The 21,147-nt window shown below is 52.4% G+C and carries 18 protein-coding genes; 5 read left to right on the plus strand and 13 right to left on the minus strand.

The features are described from left to right. The first annotated feature begins 29 nt into the window (after positions 1-29). The 3 genes from AJE_RS14780 to AJE_RS14790 are packed head-to-tail and all read left to right on the plus strand — an operon-like array spanning position 30 to position 2,662. Positions 30-1,082 (plus strand): type IV pilus twitching motility protein PilT, encoded by a 1,053-nt coding sequence (locus AJE_RS14780; RefSeq protein WP_008607607.1) that lies wholly within the window; start codon positions 30-32, stop codon positions 1,080-1,082. A gap of 8 nt (positions 1,083-1,090) precedes the next feature. Next, complete coding sequence (locus tag AJE_RS14785; protein WP_008607609.1) at positions 1,091-2,209, plus strand: PilT/PilU family type 4a pilus ATPase; 1,119 nt, start codon at positions 1,091-1,093, stop codon at positions 2,207-2,209. Between the two features lie 12 nt (positions 2,210-2,221). Continuing rightward, positions 2,222-2,662 (plus strand): CBS domain-containing protein, encoded by a 441-nt coding sequence (locus AJE_RS14790; protein ID WP_008951505.1) that lies wholly within the window; start codon positions 2,222-2,224, stop codon positions 2,660-2,662. On the opposite strand, the gene AJE_RS14795 is transcribed toward AJE_RS14790, so the two are convergent. Together AJE_RS14795 and AJE_RS14800 are read right to left on the minus strand one after the other, a co-directional pair. After that, positions 2,647-3,321, minus strand: coding sequence for a lytic transglycosylase domain-containing protein (locus AJE_RS14795; RefSeq protein ID WP_008951506.1), 675 nt, complete (start codon positions 3,319-3,321; stop codon positions 2,647-2,649). The two genes, AJE_RS14790 and AJE_RS14795, sit on opposite strands and share 16 nt — an antisense overlap. A 12-nt stretch (positions 3,322-3,333) precedes the next feature. Further along, on the minus strand, positions 3,334-4,611 hold the full coding sequence (locus AJE_RS14800; RefSeq protein WP_008951507.1) for a DUF3422 family protein: 1,278 nt from the start codon (positions 4,609-4,611) through the stop codon (positions 3,334-3,336). Positions 4,612-4,898: 287 nt separating this feature from the next. Here AJE_RS14800 and AJE_RS14805 point away from each other — a divergent pair, with 287 nt between their 5' ends. Next, positions 4,899-5,756: an EamA family transporter gene (locus AJE_RS14805; RefSeq protein WP_008951508.1), complete on the plus strand. Its 858-nt coding sequence runs from the start codon at positions 4,899-4,901 to the stop codon at positions 5,754-5,756. A gap of 121 nt (positions 5,757-5,877) precedes the next feature. Here AJE_RS14805 and AJE_RS14810 read toward each other — a convergent pair whose 3' ends face one another. From AJE_RS14810 to AJE_RS14820, 3 genes are read right to left on the minus strand one after another with little or no spacing between them, the layout of a single operon-like run. After that, complete coding sequence (locus AJE_RS14810) at positions 5,878-8,967, minus strand: efflux RND transporter permease subunit (protein ID WP_008951509.1); 3,090 nt, start codon at positions 8,965-8,967, stop codon at positions 5,878-5,880. Positions 8,968-8,977: 10 nt separating this feature from the next. After that, positions 8,978-10,096 carry an efflux RND transporter periplasmic adaptor subunit gene (locus AJE_RS14815; RefSeq protein WP_008951510.1) on the minus strand — a complete coding sequence of 373 codons (1,119 nt, stop codon included), beginning with the start codon at positions 10,094-10,096 and terminating at the stop codon, positions 8,978-8,980. Positions 10,097-10,146: 50 nt separating this feature from the next. Next, positions 10,147-10,902: a TetR/AcrR family transcriptional regulator gene (locus AJE_RS14820; RefSeq protein WP_008951511.1), complete on the minus strand. Its 756-nt coding sequence runs from the start codon at positions 10,900-10,902 to the stop codon at positions 10,147-10,149. A gap of 160 nt (positions 10,903-11,062) precedes the next feature. Here AJE_RS14820 and AJE_RS14825 point away from each other — a divergent pair, with 160 nt between their 5' ends. Beyond that, positions 11,063-11,494, plus strand: a complete 432-nt coding sequence (locus tag AJE_RS14825; protein WP_008951512.1) for a CBS domain-containing protein — start codon at positions 11,063-11,065, stop codon at positions 11,492-11,494. A 74-nt stretch (positions 11,495-11,568) separates the two neighbouring features. Here the strand turns inward: AJE_RS14825 and AJE_RS14830 are convergent, their stop codons facing one another. The 8 genes from AJE_RS14830 to hisC all read right to left on the minus strand — a co-directional run bounded on the left by AJE_RS14830 (position 11,569) and on the right by hisC (position 21,145). Next, positions 11,569-13,725, minus strand: a complete 2,157-nt coding sequence (locus tag AJE_RS14830; protein WP_008951513.1) for a S46 family peptidase — start codon at positions 13,723-13,725, stop codon at positions 11,569-11,571. Positions 13,726-13,923: 198 nt separating this feature from the next. Next, on the minus strand, positions 13,924-15,618 hold the full coding sequence (locus AJE_RS14835; protein ID WP_008951514.1) for a PocR ligand-binding domain-containing protein: 1,695 nt from the start codon (positions 15,616-15,618) through the stop codon (positions 13,924-13,926). Positions 15,619-15,780: 162 nt separating this feature from the next. Continuing rightward, complete coding sequence (gene hisIE / locus AJE_RS14840; RefSeq protein ID WP_008951515.1) at positions 15,781-16,395, minus strand: bifunctional phosphoribosyl-AMP cyclohydrolase/phosphoribosyl-ATP diphosphatase HisIE; 615 nt, start codon at positions 16,393-16,395, stop codon at positions 15,781-15,783. 473 nt (positions 16,396-16,868) lie between these two features. Further along, positions 16,869-17,642 carry an imidazole glycerol phosphate synthase subunit HisF gene (gene hisF, locus AJE_RS14845; protein WP_008951516.1) on the minus strand — a complete coding sequence of 258 codons (774 nt, stop codon included), beginning with the start codon at positions 17,640-17,642 and terminating at the stop codon, positions 16,869-16,871. Further along, positions 17,624-18,361, minus strand: coding sequence for a 1-(5-phosphoribosyl)-5-[(5-phosphoribosylamino)methylideneamino]imidazole-4-carboxamide isomerase (gene hisA / locus AJE_RS14850; protein ID WP_008951517.1), 738 nt, complete (start codon positions 18,359-18,361; stop codon positions 17,624-17,626). Before hisA ends, hisF begins: the two co-directional genes overlap by 19 nt. After that, on the minus strand, positions 18,358-18,954 hold the full coding sequence (gene hisH / locus AJE_RS14855) for an imidazole glycerol phosphate synthase subunit HisH (protein ID WP_008951518.1): 597 nt from the start codon (positions 18,952-18,954) through the stop codon (positions 18,358-18,360). The genes hisA and hisH overlap by 4 nt, the downstream gene beginning before the upstream one ends. After that, positions 18,954-20,024, minus strand: coding sequence for a bifunctional histidinol-phosphatase/imidazoleglycerol-phosphate dehydratase HisB (gene hisB, locus AJE_RS14860; RefSeq protein ID WP_008951519.1), 1,071 nt, complete (start codon positions 20,022-20,024; stop codon positions 18,954-18,956). The genes hisH and hisB overlap by 1 nt, the downstream gene beginning before the upstream one ends. Then, a complete protein-coding gene (gene hisC / locus AJE_RS14865; RefSeq protein WP_008607634.1) occupies positions 20,021-21,145 on the minus strand; it encodes a histidinol-phosphate transaminase in 1,125 nt (374 codons plus the stop codon). Before hisC ends, hisB begins: the two co-directional genes overlap by 4 nt. Between the last annotated feature and the right edge of the window lie 2 nt (positions 21,146-21,147).

A 21,147-nucleotide genomic window follows, 5' to 3' on the forward strand; every position in this document is an offset into this window, starting at 1 on the left:
CATAAATAGGTAAATTGGAGAGCCTGGTAGTGGATATTACCGAATTATTAGCCTTTAGTGTTGAACATAAAGCCTCAGATTTGCACCTTTCTGCCGGTGTACCGCCGTTGATCCGCGTTGATGGCGATGTGCGCAAACTGAATATTCCACCGCTAACCCATAAAGAAGTCCATGCGCTGGTTTATGAAATTATGACCGACAAGCAGCGTAAAGAATACGAAGAACGGCTGGAAGCGGATTTCTCATTTGAAATCCCCAATTTAGCCCGCTTCCGGGTTAATGCTTTTGTGCAAAACCGCGGTGCGGCGGCGGTATTTCGCACCATCCCCAGCGAAGTCCTGACGCTGGATGATTTGGGCGCGCCGGATATTTTTAAAACCATTGCTGAGAATCCACGCGGACTGGTGCTGGTTACCGGGCCCACAGGCTCAGGTAAAAGTACCACCCTGGCGGCGATGATCGACTATATCAACAGTACTCGCTTTGACCATATTCTGACCATTGAAGATCCGATTGAATTCGTACATAGCAACAAGTTCAGCCTGATTAATCAGCGTGAAGTGCATCGCGATACCCATAGTTTTAGCAATGCCCTGCGCTCAGCGCTGCGCGAGGATCCGGATGTGATCCTGGTCGGTGAGTTGCGGGATCTGGAAACCATTCGTCTGGCAATGACGGCAGCAGAAACCGGTCACCTGGTATTCGGTACTCTGCACACCACCTCAGCGCCTAAAACTATCGACCGGATTATCGACGTCTTCCCTGGTGAAGAGAAAGATATGGTGCGCTCGATGTTGTCTGAATCATTAAGAGCCGTTATTTCGCAGACGCTGCTGAAAAAGGTCGGTGGCGGTCGGATCGCGGCACATGAAATTATGGTTGGGGTCCCGGCGATCCGCAACCTGATCCGTGAAGATAAAATTGCCCAGATGTATTCGGTGATTCAAACCGGCGCCGCCCATGGCATGCAAACCATGGATCAATGCTTGGTAAACCTGGTAAACCGTGGTTTGGTCACACAGAAAGACGCAGCGGCCAAAGCCCAGGATAAGAATACCTTTGGCGCCATGGGCCGAATCTAGAGGTAGGTATGCAACTAGTTGATTATTTGAAAAAAATGGTTGAAGTGAAAGCTTCAGACCTTTTTGTTACCGCAGGCATGCCGGTGGCGGCCAAAATCAATGGCGAGCTGACACCGCTGGATGACAAGGCGCTGACCGAGATGGACTCGCTGGCGCTGGTGTTGTCAGCGATGAATGAAAAACAGCAGCACGAATTTAATACGCAGAAAGAATGTAACTTTGCCATTCATAACGATGCCGGTCGTTTCCGGGTGTCGGCTTTCTGGCAGCGTGATAAGGCCGGTATGGTGATGCGGCGCATTGTGACCACCATCCCCAATGTCGAAGATCTGGGGCTGCCACCGATCATGAAAGAAGTGATCATGACCAAAAGGGGCCTGGTACTCTTTGTTGGCGGCACCGGTACCGGTAAGTCGACGTCTCTGGCCGCCCTGATTGGTTATCGCAACAAAAATGCCCGTGGTCATATCCTGACCATTGAAGACCCGATAGAATTCGTGCACGAACATGGTCGCAGTTTAATTACGCAACGTGAAGTGGGTATTGATACCGAATCCTTTGATGCTGCGCTGAAAAGCTCACTGCGTCAGGCGCCGGATGTGATCCTGATCGGTGAAATCCGTTCGCAGGAAACGATGGAGTTTGCGCTCTCTTTCGCCGAAACCGGCCATCTTTGTATTGCAACCCTGCACGCCAACAATGCGAACCAGGCCATTGACCGTATTATGCACCTGGTTCCAAAAGAGATGCACGATAAGCTACTGTTTGACCTGTCGTTAAATCTTAGGGCTATCGTTGCTCAGCAACTGGTACCGACTGCAGACGGCCATGGCCGGGTAGCGGCGATAGAGGTGTTACTGAATTCGCCGTTCGTGGCGGACTTAATTAGCAAGGGCGAAGTCGGAGAGATTAAGAGCGTGATGGCTAAGTCACGCGAGCTTGGTATGCAAACCTTTGACCAGGCACTGTATGACCTGTATCAACGCGGCACCATTAGCTACACCGACGCTATCCACCATGCTGATTCTCCGAACGATTTACGTTTGATGATTAAACTGCGCAATAACGAGGTTAAGGGTTCGGGTTTCCTGTCTGGTGTGACGCTGGATGGGATGGATAAAGAATAGTGAGGTAAGCAGATGTCTTTACTGGCTATTATGACCCCAAGAACCAGACTGGTGACGACAACCGGGGAGGCTAATCTGGCATCATTGCGGGCGGTCTTTAGCCAGGCCCGTTTCCAGCATGTGCCAGTGGTGGACAGTATGGATCGTGTGGTCGGCATAGTGTCCGTTAAAGACTACTTTAAAGAGTTAAGCCCGATGATGGAGGCGGCCAGCGAACAGGCGATTGGTTTAATGATGCGCAGCCGTAAAGTGAGTCAGGTGATGTCGGCTCCGGTGTTTACCGTTGCACCTGAAACCAGTATCAGGCAAGCGGCCAGCACGTTGGTGGAGCGCAATATCAGTTGTTTACTGGTTACCGATGCGCAGCAACGCCTGTTGGGGCTGGTATCCTGGAAAGATCTGATGAAGGCCGCCTTACTGGCTAAACCAAAGCCGGCTCAGCCACCGGCATAACGCTGCTTTAAAATCATGACCCGTTCGATATAGGCGGTCGTTTCGGCGTAGGGCGGTACACCGCCAAAACGCCGGACTGCACCTGGTCCGGCATTGTAGGCGGCCAGCGCCAGTCTGAGATCGCCATCGAAGCTCTGCAGTAACTGTTGCAGATATAAGCTGCCGCCACGGATATTCTGCTCTGGCTGGCTGGGGTCCTGTACCCCAAGCATAGCGGCGGTTTCCGGCATCAGCTGCATTAAACCCTGAGCGCCGCGCCGCGAAATGGCCTGCGGATTAAAGGCCGACTCGGCATGGATCACGGCCCGGATCAAGGCTGGTTCTAGCAGCAACTCGGCGGCAACCTGTTCAATCACCCGTGTAAAGCGGCGCTGGAACAAGGGCGTGGTATGCCAGTTAATTGGCGAGCGCACCGCACAGGCAAAGCAATCAAACCGCAGTAGCTCATACTGCTGATCAACAGGTGGCCGGTCGGAAAAAACGGCAGACCCATCCTGACGTAGGCTTTTATAAACCAAGATCTGTGGCGCCGTTGGCTTGCTAACAGGCATAGCGGTGCTTTGCGGACTTAACCGCTGTACCGGTTTTGCGTCATCTGCTGCTAATGGCTGCACCAGCAGTGCCAACAGCAAAGGGGACCACTTCAGATTGCTAATCAAGCTACCCTTTCCTTAAAGACTCCGTTTTAAGCGGGCCGCCTGATAGCGCAGCAGCACCGCCACGCCAATAATAATGACAGGAATAGCGAGACTTTGCCAGCGCTCGGCGTTAAGCCCAGGCCACCAATATTGCAAGCTGCTCAGCAGCTTAGCCGCCAACTGCACGGCGTAATAACTGATGGCAACCAGCGAAAAGCCCTCCACCATTTGTTGTAGTTTTAGCTGCAGCTTGGCTTTTTGCTCCATTGAGCTTAGCAGTTGCTGATTTTGTTGCTCCAGCTTCAGATTCAGCCGGGTGCGCAACAACTCAGTACAGCGCCCCAGGCGGCTGGAGAGCAGTTGTTGCCGGCGCTGCACCGCCTCACTGGTACGGTAGGCCGGGGTGAGGCGTTTTTCGGTAAAGTCCTGCAATGACAAATGATCCGGCAGTGGGCTTTCCTGCAGTGCCTTTAGCCTGTCCTGCGTCAGCTGATAATAGGCTGCGGTAGCCTGTAAGCGGTTGCTGTTCTCGGCGATCAGCCGCTCGGTCGCGGCGGCCAAACCGGTGATATCATGCAGCAACTGTTCATCGCTGCGTTTTTGCAACTCGATACTCTGAGTTAGGCCTGCCAGCTGCAATTCCAGTTCGCTTAATTTTTGCAGGCTCTGGCGGGCCAGCGGCCAGCCGAGCAGTGACAGCTTACGGTAATTGCCGAGATCAAACAGCTGTTGTGCCAGTCGGCCAAGGGCATCGCCGGTTAAGCCTTTACTTAATAGCAGCATCCGGCCGGCACCTTCGGCATGCTTTTGAAAGTCAGTCCAGATCCGCGCCCGCCCAGTCGCTAACTCGCTGCTGATACAGTTATCGGCATTAAAACTTTGCCGGATCAAGCTCTCAGCGGGTGGCTGCTCTGCGGTCAGAATAGTAAGCTGCACAATGCGGAAAATCTGTCCGGGCAGCTCGCTGAACCAGTCGCGGCTGGGCAAAAAGCTAAGTGGATCATCAAACCAGGGGTCGGCCATGCCGGGGCGGATAAAGGTATAGCTGGAGAACTCGCCATGCCGCTCCCAGCGTAGCCATAGACCGTACAGCGGCAGCGTCAAATCCTGGGCATTGTCACTCAGCTGCTGACCTTGCTGCTGTGCCAGTTGCTGCATTTGCGACAGCTCCAGGCTACGTAGCGCCGGGCTAACGGTCAGCATAAAATGACACAGCCGGCAGGGGGCGCTAACTGAGCCAAAGGTTCGCTGCTGCAATTCTTTATCCAGTACATCGCGTAAGGGATGATTACGGCGGGATAAGCTTTCCATAGTGCACTCCGCTGTGGCTGAGATCATTAGCTTAACGGTAGGTATCGAAGCAGGTACTGTGCCAGCTTGGCTATGTTGACGCTTGGTGATGACAACGCCTTAACAAAACGATGAATTTGCCAAGACAATCGCCTTACTCAGAGCCGGTTTGCTAATGCCTGCTTGCGCCAGAAGCAGGCATTTTGCCTGTTTTCGGTGCAATCTGGTCAACACGTCGTGGCAAAGCTCAACACGCAGTGCCGGGAATGGCGTAAAATAATGCTAATCAGGTAATAAACAGGGTAGTTATGCAAAGCAACAAGGCCATCTGGCTGGCAGTCGCCAGCGTATTATTGGCGATGGTCACCATTCAAAGTGGGGCCTCAATTGCCAAACAACTGTTTCCGCTGATTGGCCCGGCAGGTACGACGGCGCTGCGGGTCGGCTTTTCAGCCTTGATGCTGTGGCTGGTATTCCGGCCCTGGCGGCAGTTACCGCAGGGGCGCAATTGGCGCGCTGTTATCGTCTATGGCGCTTGCCTCGGCGGGATGAATCTGCTGTTTTACCTGGCGATTGCCCGTATTCCACTGGGGATTGGTGTGGCGCTGGAATTTACCGGCCCTTTGGCGGTGGCGTTATTCACCTCGCGGCGCAAATTAGACTTAATTTGGGTCGCGCTGGCGCTGGGCGGTATTTTGTTACTGTTACCGGATATGACCAGTGTCGATGCGTTGGATCCGGTTGGTGTGATGTTAGCGCTTGCCGCCGGTGCCTGCTGGGCCGGTTATATTCTATTTGGTCAGCGCGCCGGTAATCTGGCCTCGGGTGGCATTACGGTGGCCCTTGGCATGACAGTGGCCGCTGCCTTTTTAGTGCCGATTGGTCTGGTCAGTGCCGGTAGCAGTTTATTCAGCTGGCAGGTGATCCCACTGGCTATCGCCGTAGCGGCGCTGTCCAGTGCCTTACCCTATAGTCTGGAGATGGTGGCATTAAAGGCGCTGCCAGCCAAAAGTTTTAGTGTACTGATGAGTATGGAGCCGGCGATCGCTGCCTTGGCTGGTTTTTTATTGCTGGCGGAGTTGCTCAGTGTCACGCAGTGGTTAGCGATCTTACTGGTGATCAGTGCCTCTTTGGGCAGCACCTTAAGTAAGACGAAAGAGAGCTAACCGCGTTATCCACTTTAAGGCTGCAGTGGCGCATCGCTGAACTGAGCTAAGGCGCTAGCATAAAAAAGCGGCCCGAGGGCCGCCTAGTTGAATGAGTCGAATGAGTTGAATGGTTTACGACTTACTGCGCAGCGGTCTGATCAGCGGCGACGACCGCATCCGGTTGTTGCCGGTAGTCACGGGCCAACAGCAAATACATCGCCGGTACCACATAGAGGGTAAAGAAGGTACCAATGGTCATACCGCTGGCAATCACCACCCCCATTGCATAGCGCGAGGCGGCGCCGGCACCGGTGGCAACCAACAGCGGGATCACGGCCAGTACTGTTGCCGCTGTGGTCATCAGAATAGGACGTAGCCGCAGCGCAGTCGCTTCCTCAATGGCATCGCGTTTTGATTTGCCTTCCTGCTGCAGCTGGTTGGCAAATTCAACAATCAGGATCCCGTGCTTGGCAATCAGACCGACCAGTGTCAGCAGACCGACCTGGGTGTAGATATTGATACTGGTAAAACCCAGACTGGTAAAGATCAGGGCGCCACAGACACTCATCGGTACTGTTACCATAATAATAATGGCATTTTTGTACGATTCGAACTGGGCTGCCAGTACCAGGAAAATCACTATCAGCGCAAAGAAGAAGGTAATCACCAGTTGCTGGCCTTCCTGCTTGTACTGCCGCGACTGGCCGGCGTAATCAATGCTAAAACCTGCCGGCATCACTTCAGCCGCGATATTATCCAGCACCGCTAAGGCCTCACCCAGGGGCACGCCAGGACGCGGCACCCCGGAGATTTTCACCGCATTCAGCTGCTGAAAACCGCGCAGGGCTTGCGGCTGTACCGATTCCTGTAGGGTTACCAGCGTCGATAACGGGATCAGTTCGCCTTGCTGGTTACGGGTATAGTAGTCCTTTAACTGCGCCGGATTTAGCCGCTCACTGCGCTCAATTTGCGGAATAACCCGGTACGAGCGGTTATCCAGCGCAAAGCGGCCGGCGTCGGCACCGGCCAGTAACGAGCCCAAATCTGCCGCCAGTTGCTGCATTGATACACCCATTAAAGCGGCCTTTTCCCGGTCGACCAGCACGGTTTGCTTCGGTTTATCGATCTTTAAATCGCTATCGACAAAGATAAAGCGACCTGACGCCATCGCCCGGCCCAGCACTTCCTGTACCACTTCCTGCAGCGCAGCAAAGGGTTGGGTCGAGCCAATAATAAATTCAATCGGGGTACCATCACCGGAAGAGGGCAGCGAAGGTGGTACCAACGCAAAGGCATTCAGGCCCGGAATACCGGCCAGATGCGGCTGAATATTCTGCTCCAGTACCTGAGCGGTAGTGCGCTCGCGCTGATCCCAGGGCGCCAGTACAAAGCCGGCGATAGCGGTATTGGTACCGCCCATGCCGTTAATGATAAAGACGTTGCGGATCTCCGGTGCCTGCTCCGGTAATTGATTCAGCTTAGCGGTATTACGCTCCAGATAATCCAGGGTGGCAAAGCTGTCCGCTTGTAAAATCGAGAACACAAAACCCTGATCTTCAGCCGGTTCCAGCTCGGACGGGCTGGTAACAAACAGGAAGTAGCAGGATACCAGCACTATGGCAGCAAAGGTCAGTACCACCGGCATCGTATTCAGTGTGTTGTGTAACTGGCGCTGGTAAGCGGTGCGCAACTGCTCAAAGCGCGCATCCAGCCAGGCTTCCAGGGATTTTTCTTTTTTACCGTCAGCGCTGTGCGGTTTCAGAATATAGGCACACATTACCGGTGACAGCGTCAGCGCCACCACGCCAGAGAGGATCACCGAAGCGGCCAGTGTAAAGGCAAACTCAACAAACAACACCCCGGTTAAACCGCCAACAAAACCTATCGGCAGGAATACCGCCACCAGCGTGGTAGACATCGAGATAATCGGCCAGGCCAGTTGTCGCGCGCCCATAATGGCAGCGTCGATGCGGGAGTGGCCCTCTTCGATAAAGCGGTGAATATTTTCCAGCATAATGATCGCATCATCGACCACGATACCGATCGCTAATACCATCGCCAGCAGCGTCAGCAGGTTAATCGAAAAACCCAGGATCCACATCAGGAAGAAGGTGCCGACCAATGACACCGGAATGGCCACGGCGGGGATAATGACGCTGCGGATCGAGCCTAAGAAGGCGTAAATCACCAGTACGACTATCACCAGTGCCAGCACGATAGAGATCACCACCTCGTCAATGGCGTTTTCAATATACTCGGTTGAGTCATACGGAATATCGGCGTCCAGACCCTGCGGCAGCTGCGGGATAATATCGCGATCCCAGACCTTGCGTACCTCCGCAATCACATCCAGGGCGTTAGCATCCGGCGAAATCTCAATACCCATAAAGGTCGCGGCCAGACCATTAAAACTCACGGAGCTGTCATAACTTTCCGCGCCCAGCTCGACAGTGGCGACATCGCTTAATCGTACTACCGCCTTACCGTCACTGCTGATAATCAGCTGTTTAAATTCTTCCGGTGAGCGCAGATCAGTTGCTGCATTCAGATCGACGGCGACCATCTGCCCTTTGGTGGAACCCAGCGCCGCCAGCACATTGTTACCACGCAGCGCAGCATTAACATCCGAGCCGGTCAGGTTGTAGGCGGCCAGTTTCACCGGATCCAGCCAAATCCGCATCGCAAAGGTGCGGGCACCCAGAATTTCGGCGCGTTGCACCCCCGGAATCGTCGCCAACTGGGGCTCCACTACCCGCACCAGATAGTCGGTGATCTGGTTATTACCCAGCACTTCGGAATAGAACGACAGATACATTGCCGCCACGTTCTGGCCTACTTTGAGTGAAATCACCGGGTCGCGGGCGTTTTCCGGCAGTTCCGAGCGAATTTTATTCACCTGGGCGGCGATCTGGGTCAGGGCTTCGTTCGGGTCATAATCGAGCCGTAAAAAGGCCTGAATAGTACTGACGCCGGATACCGAGGTGGAAACCAGATAATCAATGCCCTCGGCAGCAGCAATTTCCCGTTCCAGTGGCGTGGTAATAAAGCCCTGGATCAAATCGGCATCGGCGCCGACATAGACAGTGCTGACGGTAACGACGGCATTTTTAATTTCCGGGAACTGCCGCACATTCATCTCTGAGATAGCGCGCAGGCCCAGCAGCAGGATCAGCAGACTGACCACACTGGCCAGGATCGGCTTTTTAATAAAGATATCGGTAAAGCGCATACTGCAATCCTTACTGGTTAGCCGGCGTTGGGTTTAATTCAGCGCTGGGCGCGGCCGAACTGTTTTCCACAATATTTACCGCGGCGCCATTGCGCAGCTTCAATAAGCCAGAGGTCGCTACCTGTTCACCAGGCTCCAGGCCTGCGGTCACGGCAATCAAATCACCACGGGCTTCGCCGGTGCGGATAAAGCGCTGTTGCGCTACCTGTTGACCGTCCTGTTCGGTAATCACAAACACTGAGTTGCCATAAGGATTAAACTGCACTGCTGTTTGTGGGATCAGGGTAACAGTGTTGGGTTCACCTGTTGTCATACTAACGCGGGCAAACATACCTGGGCGCAGTAACTGCTCTGGGTTAGCAAAGGTGGCCTGCACTTCGATACTGCGGCTTGACTCGCGAATACCTGGTGCCACCGCCGTGATTTCACCAACAAATGCCTGTTCAGCATAGGCATCCACCCGCACTGTTAACGGCTTACCGACTTCAATCAACGCCAGTTGCTGCTCGGGCAAGGTAAAGTTCAGATAGATAGGATCCAGCGACTGCAAACTGACGACAGGGGTGCCGCCAGTCAGTAACTGTCCGAGACTGACCTGACGAATACCGGCCACACCATCAAAGGGCGCAACCAGCGATTTTTGCGCAATCCGTGCCTGCTGTGAGGCGACAGCAGCGCTCGCCTGAGCGGCTTCACTTTCGCGCCGACGCAGGTCCAGCTCCGAGACGCCTTTATCGCGGAACAGCCGTTCCAGACGGCTTTGCTCCAGCTTTGCCAATTGCTCAGCGGCCTTTAACCTTGCCAGCTCGGCCTGATCAACACTGTCGTCCAGTTGCACTAACAGCTCACCTTTTTTAATCAGGGCGCCATTCTCAAAGCGAATGCTGCGGATAATGCCACTGGCTTCGGTGGTAAGCTCGGTGCTGTTAACTGCAGCAAAGCTGCCGATGGCATTGACGGCAGGTTGCCAGGCATCACGGCTAACAGTGGCTGCGGTAATAGCAGCCGGTGGCATCGGCATATTGTCGAAGAATTGATTCATAAAATAATTACCGACGGCTTTAAAACCAAAGATACCGCCGAACAGCACTGTTACCAGGACAAGCATAATAATCATACGCTTAAGCATGATGTCTCCTTACAAGGGCAGGCGCCCGATTAACTAAAACTAAAAATCTGTTACACATTGAGCGGGTCCACATTAAGCGGGCACAGGTGATGAAATAACTGCTCAACGCGTTGTTTTAAATCCTGAATTTGCGCGGTCAAGGTTGCTGTATCGGTAATATCCAACAAGGGTTGCCACTGCATACCATTTAATAGCAGATGCATATGGCGATAACGTTGCAACGAATCTTTGTTTAAGCCAAAGGCTTCAAACAAGCCAGCGGTTTGTTCCAGATTGTGACTGCCACAGCAGAGCGCCCAGGGCGCGATTGACAGTTCCAGTGCTGAGCACTGATGATCGGGTAGTTCACCGGCGTCAATGGCCGCGCGCACTATGCCGCTTACCAGCGCGGACAGCGGCTTGCTATTATCCAGGATCAGCTGCCGGCGACTAGCAGAGGCGTTTTCCCAGACCACTTCGGTAAAGACATATTGTTCCAGCCTGGCATGGCTGGGGTGATACTGGCGCGCCAAATCTTCTGCGACACAAAGTGCCAGGATTTTGTTGCGGTGTGGGATCGCCAGTGCCGCTATCTGTTCAAATAACCGCAGTTGGTTGCAACCGTTGCGGGCCACTAATGCCAGCAATAAATCTTCTTTCGAACTGAAATGCTGATACAGGGTGCCGGTCGCGTATTCACAGGCTTTCGCCAGTGGCGCCATCTGCAGTTGCAAAATACCATCGCGGGCAATCAACTCAGCGGCTTTATCCAAAAACAATTGTTCACGGGCGGCGCGCTGGCGTTCTTTACGTTCGTTTACCGTCATAGGATCTGTAGCTCTTATAAACAGGTTCGAATTATGAACCTGATTCAAAAAATGAGCAAGGCTCAAATTATCTACCGCGTAAAAAGTTGATCCAGCTTGCTACCCAGAGCTGAAAAATTCGCTATAACTATCAACAACACGTTCAAGCCAAGGAGTAGTAATGACTATTAACACTGTCGCTGAATTGATGACGCCCGATCCGTTATCGGTAAAACGGGATGCCACCCTAAAAGATGCTCACGATCTGATGCGGGAGAAAAATATTCGCCATATCCCGGTGATTGATAGCAATGGTGAATTGATTGGTATGTTGACACAAAAAGTCATGATTGCCGCAGTGATGAGTCTGCTGGCGAAGTATGGCGCTACTGCGCTGGAGCGCAAGGAGAAGCAGCAGTTAGTAGCAGAATTAATGCTCACTGATTTTGCCACCGTTACCCCGGAGCAAAGTCTGCAACAGGTGGCTAGTTTCTTTGTGCAAAATCGGCATGGGTGTTTACCGGTGGTCAATGCCAATAACAAACTGCTCGGTATTCTGACGTCGTCGGATTTTGTGCGCCTGGCCGCAGAATTGCTGGAACAACGCACATAAAAAAACCTCCGCCGCGGCAGAGGTTTTACTGTTAAGTTAGCGCAGCAGGCTTAGCCTGAGCGGTGAGTGTTTGCTTATAGTACACCCATTTCCTGCAGCAAATTGTCGGCTTTGTCGACGATTTGCATCTGCCACAACATAAAGCGCAGATCGACCTGGATTGAACGGGTATTTGCCGGGTTGAAATCCCAATCTGAGATAATCGAATCCAGGGTACCATCAAAGGCTAAGCCAACAAATTCACCCTTGCTATTCAGGATCGCCGAGCCGCTGTTACCACCGGTAATATCCAAAGTAGCCAGATAGTTTACCGGTACCGAGTTCAGGCTGTCTTTGCCATAAGCGCCATAGTTTTTCGCTTTGATCGCATCCAGCTGATTTTGTGGCGCATTAAACTCGCCCTCGCCGGTGGCTTTGGCGGTAATACCACGCAAAGTGGTAAAGGCGGTCCAGGCATTACCATCTTCGTTACCATGACCACGGCCCTTAACATTACCAAAGGTCACCCGCAGGGTGCTGTTGGCATCCGGATAAACGGCTTTGCCCTGCGATTGCATAAAGGCAATTTTTGCACGCATATAGCTGGCGTATGCTTGCTGGATCTTACCGGCTAGCTCTTCCTGCTCGGCTTCACGTTTCAGATCCGCTTTATACAAGGCCACGGCAGCTTTAACAAAAGGATCCTGTTTGCCAGCAAAATCCTGTGGGCTGGCGCTTAACAGGGCCAGTCGCTCAGCCTGGTCGGTCAGCTTAGTATTGGCATACCAGCTGTCGATCAGCGCAATTAAGGCAGCTTCTGACATATTGTCCTGAATACCCATAGCTTTATCAAAGTCAGCATTACGCTGCTTTTTCGGCTGGGCGGCATATTTTTTCAGGTTATGCAGATCCAGGGCTTTTTCAACCTTAACGTCAAAGGTTCTGTCCATACCGGCCATAAAAGCCTGGAAGCGCGGCAGATCGCGTTGTTGGAAGCCTGCTTTACGTTCTGCGTCTGGTTTAGTGCTCTCATTAGCCAGCCGGTAAAGGCTGCGGGCTGTGCCCAGCAAACGTGGCGTGGCATTAGCCAGTAAGAAATTACTGCGGCCTTCCGTTTGCTGTTGCTCTAACAGCTTTTCGATGGCGGCTAAATCTTTGGCATAGGCTTGCTTGTTGGCACGATCACCGTTGACCCAGTTTTTTAGCGCCTGATGTTCGGCCTGCTTACGCTGTAAAAAGTCGCTTTGTGCATAGCTATCCAGCATACCCTGGCGATTTTTCAGCACGTTATTTAAACCAGCGACCCGACTGGCATATTTTAGCGCCGCATCGCGATCATTGGCGGTTTCACGGCCGATAATCTCTAACAACTCACCCAGATACTGCACTGTAGTGGGGTAGCTCCAGTCAAAGGTGTCGGCAACTTCTGACGGTAAGCGGTGGCGGTTGGTGCGGCCGGGATAGCCCAGTGCCATCACAAAATCGCCTTCTTTTAAGCCGTCTTTAGCCAGTTTCAGGTGGAAGTCTGGGGTGTAAGGCACGTTATCTTTATGGAAGTCGGCAGACTTACCATCCGGGCTGACATAGGCGCGCAGGAAGCTGTAATCGCCGGTATGGCGTGGCCACATCCAGTTGTCGGTATCGCCACCGAATTTACCAACGCCTTCAGCCGGGGCATGCACCAGGCGGACATCTTTAATTTCCAGCTGCTTAATCAGGTAGTATTCCAGTGAGCCATAGAATGCTGCCACGGTACAGCGGTGACCAGCATCTTGCTCACAGTCAGCAACGATGGCTTTCTGATTTGCTTCGATAGCATCAAGACGTTTTTTGCCGGTTAATTTCGCGGTCTTAGCATCGATAACGCGCTCCGTCACGTTATCTACGGCCTTGGTAACAAAGATCCGGCTACCCGGTGCTGCTGGTACTTCTTCAGCCAGGGTTTTGGCTAAAAAGCCATTTTTAAGCAGATCATTTTCAGCGGTAGAATTATGCGCAATGCTGTTATAGACACAGTGATGGTTAGTGGCAACCAGACCCTGTGGTGAGACAAAAGAGGCTGAGCAACCGCCCAGACTGACGATGGCAGCCATTGGGAATTCGGTTAGTTTGGTCAGGTTAGCCGGATCCAGTTCCAGACCAGCCGCTTTTAATTGGCCGGCAATTTCTGGCAATTGTTGTGGCATCCACATGCCTTCATCAGCAAAGGCCAGGCTGCTGGTCATTGCCAGTAACAGTAAGGTTTTTTTCATAGAATTATTCTTTATGGTTATGAGGAAAAAGCACGCCATCTTCCGCTCTGCCAGCGCGCCTTGTCAAGGGACAGACATTTTCTGTTACAAAATGCCCGCTGCTAAAATAGGTGAATGTTTGAGTTTACAGTTTTCAAGGTGTGTCAGGAACTGTGAAGGTCAACACGCGCTGGTTTCTGTCAAAGCTAAATCTGAGATCTAGCCACTATACCAGCAAAGCTGCTGCCCGCTTTGCTGCTTAGCCTGGTACATGGCGTTGTCGGCCCGGCGCAGGATTTCGTCAGCGAAATCCTGCTCACCATGAAACAACACCATGCCGATACTGCAGGTACACTGATAGCAGGTATTGCTCTGGTCGGTCAGGGTGAAGGGTAATGCCAATTGCTCAGTAATTTTTTCTGCCAGTTGCTGTGCTTGTTCTCTTGCTTGTGCAAATTCAGCAAGTAATTCCGGTAATAAAACAATAAATTCATCGCCACCCAGGCGGGCCACGGTATCGGTTTGTCTAACCAGGCTTTGTAACCTTATAGCAAATGCCCGCAACAGCAGATCACCGGTTTTATGGCCGTAGAGATCGTTCACCGGTTTAAAATTATTCAAATCCAGAAACATCAGGGCGCCATAACGGTTGCTGCGTTTACTTAACGCTAACGCCTGCTGCATCCGTTCATCCAATAGCCGGCGGTTTGCCAGCCCCGTCAACTCATCATAAAACGCCATACGGCGGATCTTTTCTGCCAGCAATGAGCGGCTGATCGCCAGTTCTGCCAGATTGCTAAAGGCTTGCATCTTTTGGGTGAATTCCGCATCGGGTCTGGCGACCTGGCGTTGATAAATACCGAAGGTACCCAGTACCCGGCCATGGGCAGTTTTTATCGGGATTGACCAACAAGAGCGCACATCAGCCAGCGCAACCAACTGTTGGTACTGTTGCCAGTTAGGGTGAGTTAGCAGATCCTCCGCGATCAGCATTTCGCCATTATAAGCCGCGGCGCCGCATGAGCCGGCAAAGGGACCAGGCTTTAACCCGTCTACCGCCTGATTATAGGCCTCAGGTAACGAAGGTGCTGCGCCGTGGCGTAACACTCCGCTTTGTTGGTCAAGCAACAGGATCGAGCACAACAGCTGTGGATACTGCTGCTCAATTTGTAGCACTAACTCTTGCAGTACCTGGTGTAGCGGATCGCCCTGACTAATCATGCTCAGGATTTGATTCTGCATTTGTAGCTCAAGGGTACGGCGTTTAACCTGTTGTTCAACCTGATCCAGCAGTTGCTGGCTGAGAAACTGGTTATAACTGAGCTCGGAAATTTGTTCGGCCATTGAACTGATTAAAGCCAGCATCGGTGGGATCTTGTCGGCCGGAATTATCGGCAGCTGCATAATCGCAGCCAGATAGCTGTCTTCATCAAACTGGTTTGCTTTAGCCTGTTGTCGGAAATAGGTTAGATCGGGTGCTTCCTGAAAAAACTGACCAATAAAAATATTCGCCAGATAGCGGCCATTTACCCGCACCGGTGCGGCGCAATCGGTTAGGCCGTTATGACAGCGATAAATCGCCTGTTTTTGTTCGGTTAGTAGTTGCGTCGCGAGCTGGGTATCGCTTTGTAAACAGCCTTTTAGGGTTTCAGGTTGTTGCCGGTGAAAATGCAGGCAGGCTTGCTGCCAGTTTGATGAGGCCAGTACCTTACCCTGTAAATCAATCAGCGCTATGGTCACGCCCAGCGCCTGCTGGAAATTTTGGAACACGGTATGTAAACGATGTAAATCCAGCGTTTTTTCTAACGATAAGCCGGATACTTCTGGTTGACCAGGTAAGGAGAGGTTCCATTTTATAATCAGCGGATCGGTAATGGGGCTATCAGAACCGCTGCTATGGTCAGCATTTGCCATTTCAGGAGTTACCTGTTGCCTAAGCTATGCTGTTGCACCTTGTCGGCAGCATGTAACTGCCGACATTGGACTACAGTGTTTAAGGTATAGCACAAATCAATTCTTTTGGCGGAAAAACAGCTGTTTTTTCCGCTTAGCCTGAGATTACTGTCGGCCGACATCTTAACGATGCCGTTGCTTTAAAATCGCAATCACATCGGCCAGCTCCAGCTGTTGGCTGCGTAGCAGTACCAGCAGGTGGAACAGCAGATCAGCGGCTTCGTTTTTCAGCTCTTCGCGATCACCAGCCATCGCTGCCAGTGCCGATTCGACGCCTTCTTCACCGACTTTTTGCGCGATACGTTTCACGCCTTTGGCAAATAAACTGGCGGTATAGCTGCTTTTCGGATCAGCACCCTCACGGCTTTTAATCACTTGTTCTAAGTCATATAAAAACGCCAGCTGTGGGCTATTGGTATCAGTATCATGCCAGCAGGTTTCGGTGCCAACGTGGCAGGTTGGCCCTTGCGGCAGCGCCAGTACTAACAGGCTGTCACTGTCACAATCGCTGTCGATACTGACCAGCTGCAGGGTATGACCCGAGCTTTCGCCTTTGGTCCACAGTCGCTGCTTGCTGCGGCTAAAGAAGGTGACATTGCCGCTTTGCAGCGTATGCTGCAGCGCATCCGGATTCATATAGCCTTGCATTAGCACCTTGCCGGAGATGGCATGTTGCACTATCGCCGGTAACAGTTGGCTATCGGGCCAGCTTAGCTGGTTGATTTGCTCAGGATTCATTTACTTGTCTCGTATAGTTTGCTTATTGCTGAGCTCATAAATAGCTATTTATGAGCTCAGCATAAATGAGTGCTAACTCGCTTTTAAAGGAGCGAAGGCTACATCCAAAGTATCAAGCGACGAGACCTGACTGCTAAGCAGAGCGTCTTTGGCATGGATGCCAAAGAGGAGCCTACATGGATGTATTTACGGCGTCTCTGCGTGTAGTCAGGTCTCAAAGCCACGCCAAAGCTCTGTGCTCCGTTACCCGCTAAGACTCCGTACATTTTTTCTGCGACACGCCATAAACCATCCTTGGGGCTCGATTGTGAATGTCATCCATGACATTCACCTTGCAGGCCAGCAAAGCTGTCCAAATTCTTTCCTGAAGAATTTGTCCGGCCATCCATAGCCTCCAACGGTCGCAGAAAAAAGTACATACGCCTTAGCTTTTTACCGGTTTATGCTCGGGTTTTGCTGCTTCGTTCAAACGCTCAAGGCCGAATACTAATCCCATCGGCAATTAACTTCGCTTTTAGCTCGCTGATCTGAATAATGCCTTTATGAAACACACTGGCCGCCAGGGCGCCATCGACATCTGCGGTGCTAAACACCTCGGTAAAATGCTGCATAGTACCGGCGCCGCCACTGGCAATCAGCGGTACCCGGCAGATATCGCGGATACTTTTTAGCTGCGCTAAATCATAACCCTGCCGCACGCCATCCTGATTCATACAGTTCAGCACAATTTCACCGGCACCTAAGCGCTGCACCTCGGCGACCCAATCGCGGGTCAGCCACTGGGTTTTTTGGGTGCGGCTCTCATCACCGGTAAACTGATATACCTGATATTGGCCGGAGGCGACATCAAAAAAGCTGTCGATACCGACCACAACGCATTGCTGGCCAAAGGTCGCATTCAGCTCGGCTATCAGCTGTGGGTTGGCCAGGGCTGGGCTATTAATCGACACCTTATCGGCGCCCATTTCCAGAATTTTGCCGGCATCGGCAACCGACTTAATACCGCCTGCGACGCAAAACGGGATATCAATGACCTCGGCTATGCGCCGGACCCAGCTTTTATCGACCACCCGGCCATCACTGGAGGCGGTAATATCATAAAACACCAGCTCATCGGCACCTGCTTCGGCGTAGCGCTGCGCCAGCGGCACGATATCGCCGATAATTTCATGGTTACGAAATTGTACGCCTTTGACCACCTTGCCATCGCGCACATCTAAACAGGGAATTAACCGTTTTGCCAGCATGCGATCGCCTCCTGCAGTGTAAATTTACCTTCCAACAGCGAGCGGCCTAAAATCACGCCGGCCACACCGGAGCCAATCAGCGCCTGAATATCACTAAGCGCGCCAATACCGCCGGATGCCTGCCACGCCAGTTGCGGGTACTTGCTGCACAGCTCACGATACAAGGCGACATTAGAGCCACTTAAGGTACCGTCTTTGCTAATATCGGTGCACAGCACATGTTTAGCGCCGGCCGCGATATAGCCATCTAAAACCTGTTCCAGCGTGACACCGGACTCTTCAATCCAGCCATGGCTGGGCAGGGTTTTTTCGCCTTTGGCATTAATGGCGACATCCAGCGCCAGCACGATCCGTTCACCGCCGTAGGTTTTGATCCAGCTTTGTACCAGTGCCGGTTCACGAATGGCTAAGCTACCAATCACGACGCGGCTGGCACCGGCGGCCAGTAAGTCTTTTACGTCCTGCTCAGTACGCACACCGCCGCCGACCTGAATTTGCAGTGGCGACTTGGTCATCAATTCAGTTAACAAGCCAAGCTGACGTTTGCTGGCATCTTTGGCACCGGATAAATCCACCACATGTAACAGCGGCGAGCCGGCTGCGGCGTAGCTGTCGCGCAGGCTAATGGGGCTAAATTCGTACTCGGTGGTTTTATCATAAGCGCCCTGATACAGGCGGACGACCTTGCCATCAATAAGATCTATTGCCGGAATAATCACAGCTGCCACTCCAAAAAGTTTTGTAATAAACGCGCCCCAACCTTGCCTGAGCGTTCCGGGTGAAACTGGGCACCGGCGACATTGTCTTTGCCAATTACCGCAGCAAAGTCAGAGCCATAATGACACTGCGCTAAGCTGTATTGGCTGGGTACCACCGCAAAGCTGTGCACAAAATACAGATAATCTTGCGCAGTAAAGCCCTTTAACAGCGGATGCTGGCTAATGCTATGCAAGGTATTCCAGCCCATATGCGGTAAGCGTAAACCGGCGGCGTTAAGCGGTGCAACTTCGCCGGGAATTAAACCCAAACAAGCCACATCACCTTCCATACTATGGGCGGTCAGCATTTGCATACCCAGACAAATACCCAGTACCGGCTGTTGTAAGCCTTGTAAGGTGCTGATTAAATCACGCTCAGCCAGATTATGCATCGCCGCTTTAGCGGTACCGACGCCGGGTAAAATTACCCGTTTAGCTTGTTTGATGATTGCAGCGTCAGCGCTGATCACCGGCTCTACGCCTAACCGTTTTACCGCAAAATACACCGAGCTGATATTGGCACAGCCGGTGTCGACAATAACCAGCTTGGCCATTACAGCACTCCTTTTGAGCTTGGCAGTGCTTCACCGCTAACGGTAATGGCTTGACGCAGGGCGCGGCCAAAGGCTTTAAATAACCCTTCGACCATATGATGCTTATTGCCCGGGGTAATGCTCAGGTGCAGCGACATCGCCATCGCATCGCTCAGTGAGCGGAAAAAGTGCGGTACCATCTCAAGGTTCAAACCACCGACACTGCCTTCGCCCAGTTCGGCGTTAAAGACAAACAGCGGCCGGCCGGATAAATCCATGACACATTCTGCCCGGCACTCGTCCATTGGCAGCACAAAGCCAAAACGGTTAATACCACGCTTATTGCCCAGCGCTTGCCTTAATGCCTGACCCAGCGCCAGGGCGGTATCTTCCACGCTGTGGTGATCATCAATATGCAAATCGCCTTTTACCGCAACCTGCAACGAAAAGCCGCCATGGGTGGCAATTTGCTCCAGCATATGATCAAAAAAACCCACGCCGGTGTTAAAGCTGTTGTTGCCGCTATTATCCAAATCAACCTTCACCTTGATATCGGTTTCGCGCGTCACCCGGCTGACTTCAGCTTTGCGGCCACGGCTTAACAGTTGTTTGGTGATCTCGGCCCAGCCCAGCGTGTCGCGGTTATATTGAAACGACGGTAGACCCATATTTTCGGCCAGCTGCACATCGGTCAGCCGATCGCCAATCACATAGGAATTGGTAAAGTCGATTTTGCCTTGTTGCAGATAGTCTTTTACCAGGCCCAGTTTCGGCTTGCGGCAACTGCAGTTATCGCTGTCAAAGTGCGGACAAATCAGCACATCGTCAAACTGGATCCCTTGCGAGGTTAAAAGCTGCATCATCTTATTGTGCGGCGCATCGAAGGTGTCACGCGGAAAGCTGCTGGTACCCAGACCATCCTGATTGGTCACCATCACCAGCCGGTAACCGGCCGCCTGCAATTTTAACAAGGCCGGCACCAGACCTGGCTCATAAGCCAGTTTTTCCAGACTATCCAGTTGCTTGTCAATTGGCGGCTCTTCCACCATGGTGCCATCGCGGTCGATAAATAAAATAGGTTGGCCACTCATGCGCTTACTCTCTTATTCGCTGAAAAATAGTTAAGCATTGCCTGCTTGAGGCGCTGCATCTCATCCGGGTTGCCAATAGATACCCGCACCACCTGGCTTAAACCCAGCTGCGAGGATTGATTGCGGATCAGGATATCCTCGTTAATTAATGCGGCGACGCAGGCCGCGGCATCAGCCACCTGCAACAACACATAGTTGGCATTGCTGGGCCAGACTTTTTGTACACCCTCTAAGCCTCGGGCAAACTGGCAAAACTCCTGGCGCAGCTGATTAATGGTCGCCACGCTTTGCTGCATTTGTGCAATACCCGCCGGAGCTAAAGCCTGAGCGGCGATTTGCGCAACCGGCTCGGCGATAGGATAAGGCGCAATCAGCTTTTTCAGGGCGTTAATTACCTCAGGGGCGGCCAGGGTAAAGCCACAGCGTAACCCGGCCAGGCCAAAGGCTTTGGACAGGGTACGCAGTATTACCAAATGCGGGTAACGGCTTAGCAGTGGCACCACAGAAGCACTGGGCGCAAATTCAATATAGGCTTCATCGACGACAACCAGCGCCTTACCCTGAAACTGTTCCAGCACGGCGATAATTTGCTCGCGCGGGATCAGGTCGCCGGTCGGGTTATTCGGGCTACAGATAAATACCAGCTTAGGCGTGGTGGCAAAGATACCGGCCAGATCCAGCTGCTCGTTATTCACCAGCAATACCTTGTTGACGGCGGTTTGATTACTCTCGGCGCTAATCGCATACATGCCATAAGTGGGCGGACAAATGGTAATGCTATCTTGTTTGGGTTCACAAAAGCTGCGGATCAGCAGCTCAATGCCCTCATCGGCACCCCGGCTGACCAGTACCTGCTCTGGCGCGACACCGGCATAGGCGGCATAGGCATCAATGACGGCTTTGGGCTGACAGGACGGATAACGGTTAAAAGTGCCATCCAGCTGATAGGCCGGAGCCAGCGCATTTTCATTGGCATTAAGCCAAACCGCACCGCCACTCATGCTGCTACGGGCTGAGGCATAAGGCACTAAGTCCTGTACCAGTTGCCGGGCCAGATCGCTGACGCTGTTATTTTTGCTGTCTTTGGTGTTAGTGCTATTGATCGTATTTGTTGTGCTCATCA

Origin of the sequence: Alishewanella jeotgali KCTC 22429 (genome assembly GCF_000245735.1) — a bacterium.
GTDB classification, from domain to species: domain Bacteria; phylum Pseudomonadota; class Gammaproteobacteria; order Enterobacterales; family Alteromonadaceae; genus Alishewanella; species Alishewanella jeotgali.

Coding starts and splice junctions, on each gene's coding strand:
- AJE_RS14830 (WP_008951513.1), bottom strand. CDS start 13,725: ATGAAAAAAACCTTACTGTTACTGGCAATGACCAGCAGCCTGGCCTTT.
- AJE_RS14835 (WP_008951514.1), bottom strand. CDS start 15,618: ATGGCAAATGCTGACCATAGCAGCGGTTCTGATAGCCCCATTACCGAT.
- AJE_RS14805 (WP_008951508.1), top strand. CDS start 4,899: ATGCAAAGCAACAAGGCCATCTGGCTGGCAGTCGCCAGCGTATTATTG.
- AJE_RS14810 (WP_008951509.1), bottom strand. CDS start 8,967: ATGCGCTTTACCGATATCTTTATTAAAAAGCCGATCCTGGCCAGTGTG.
- AJE_RS14790 (WP_008951505.1), top strand. CDS start 2,222: ATGTCTTTACTGGCTATTATGACCCCAAGAACCAGACTGGTGACGACA.
- AJE_RS14785 (WP_008607609.1), top strand. CDS start 1,091: ATGCAACTAGTTGATTATTTGAAAAAAATGGTTGAAGTGAAAGCTTCA.
- AJE_RS14825 (WP_008951512.1), top strand. CDS start 11,063: ATGACTATTAACACTGTCGCTGAATTGATGACGCCCGATCCGTTATCG.
- hisIE (WP_008951515.1), bottom strand. CDS start 16,395: ATGAATCCTGAGCAAATCAACCAGCTAAGCTGGCCCGATAGCCAACTG.
- AJE_RS14815 (WP_008951510.1), bottom strand. CDS start 10,096: ATGCTTAAGCGTATGATTATTATGCTTGTCCTGGTAACAGTGCTGTTC.
- AJE_RS14800 (WP_008951507.1), bottom strand. CDS start 4,611: ATGGAAAGCTTATCCCGCCGTAATCATCCCTTACGCGATGTACTGGAT.
- hisF (WP_008951516.1), bottom strand. CDS start 17,642: ATGCTGGCAAAACGGTTAATTCCCTGTTTAGATGTGCGCGATGGCAAG.
- hisH (WP_008951518.1), bottom strand. CDS start 18,954: ATGGCCAAGCTGGTTATTGTCGACACCGGCTGTGCCAATATCAGCTCG.
- hisB (WP_008951519.1), bottom strand. CDS start 20,024: ATGAGTGGCCAACCTATTTTATTTATCGACCGCGATGGCACCATGGTG.
- hisC (WP_008607634.1), bottom strand. CDS start 21,145: ATGAGCACAACAAATACGATCAATAGCACTAACACCAAAGACAGCAAA.
- AJE_RS14820 (WP_008951511.1), bottom strand. CDS start 10,902: ATGACGGTAAACGAACGTAAAGAACGCCAGCGCGCCGCCCGTGAACAA.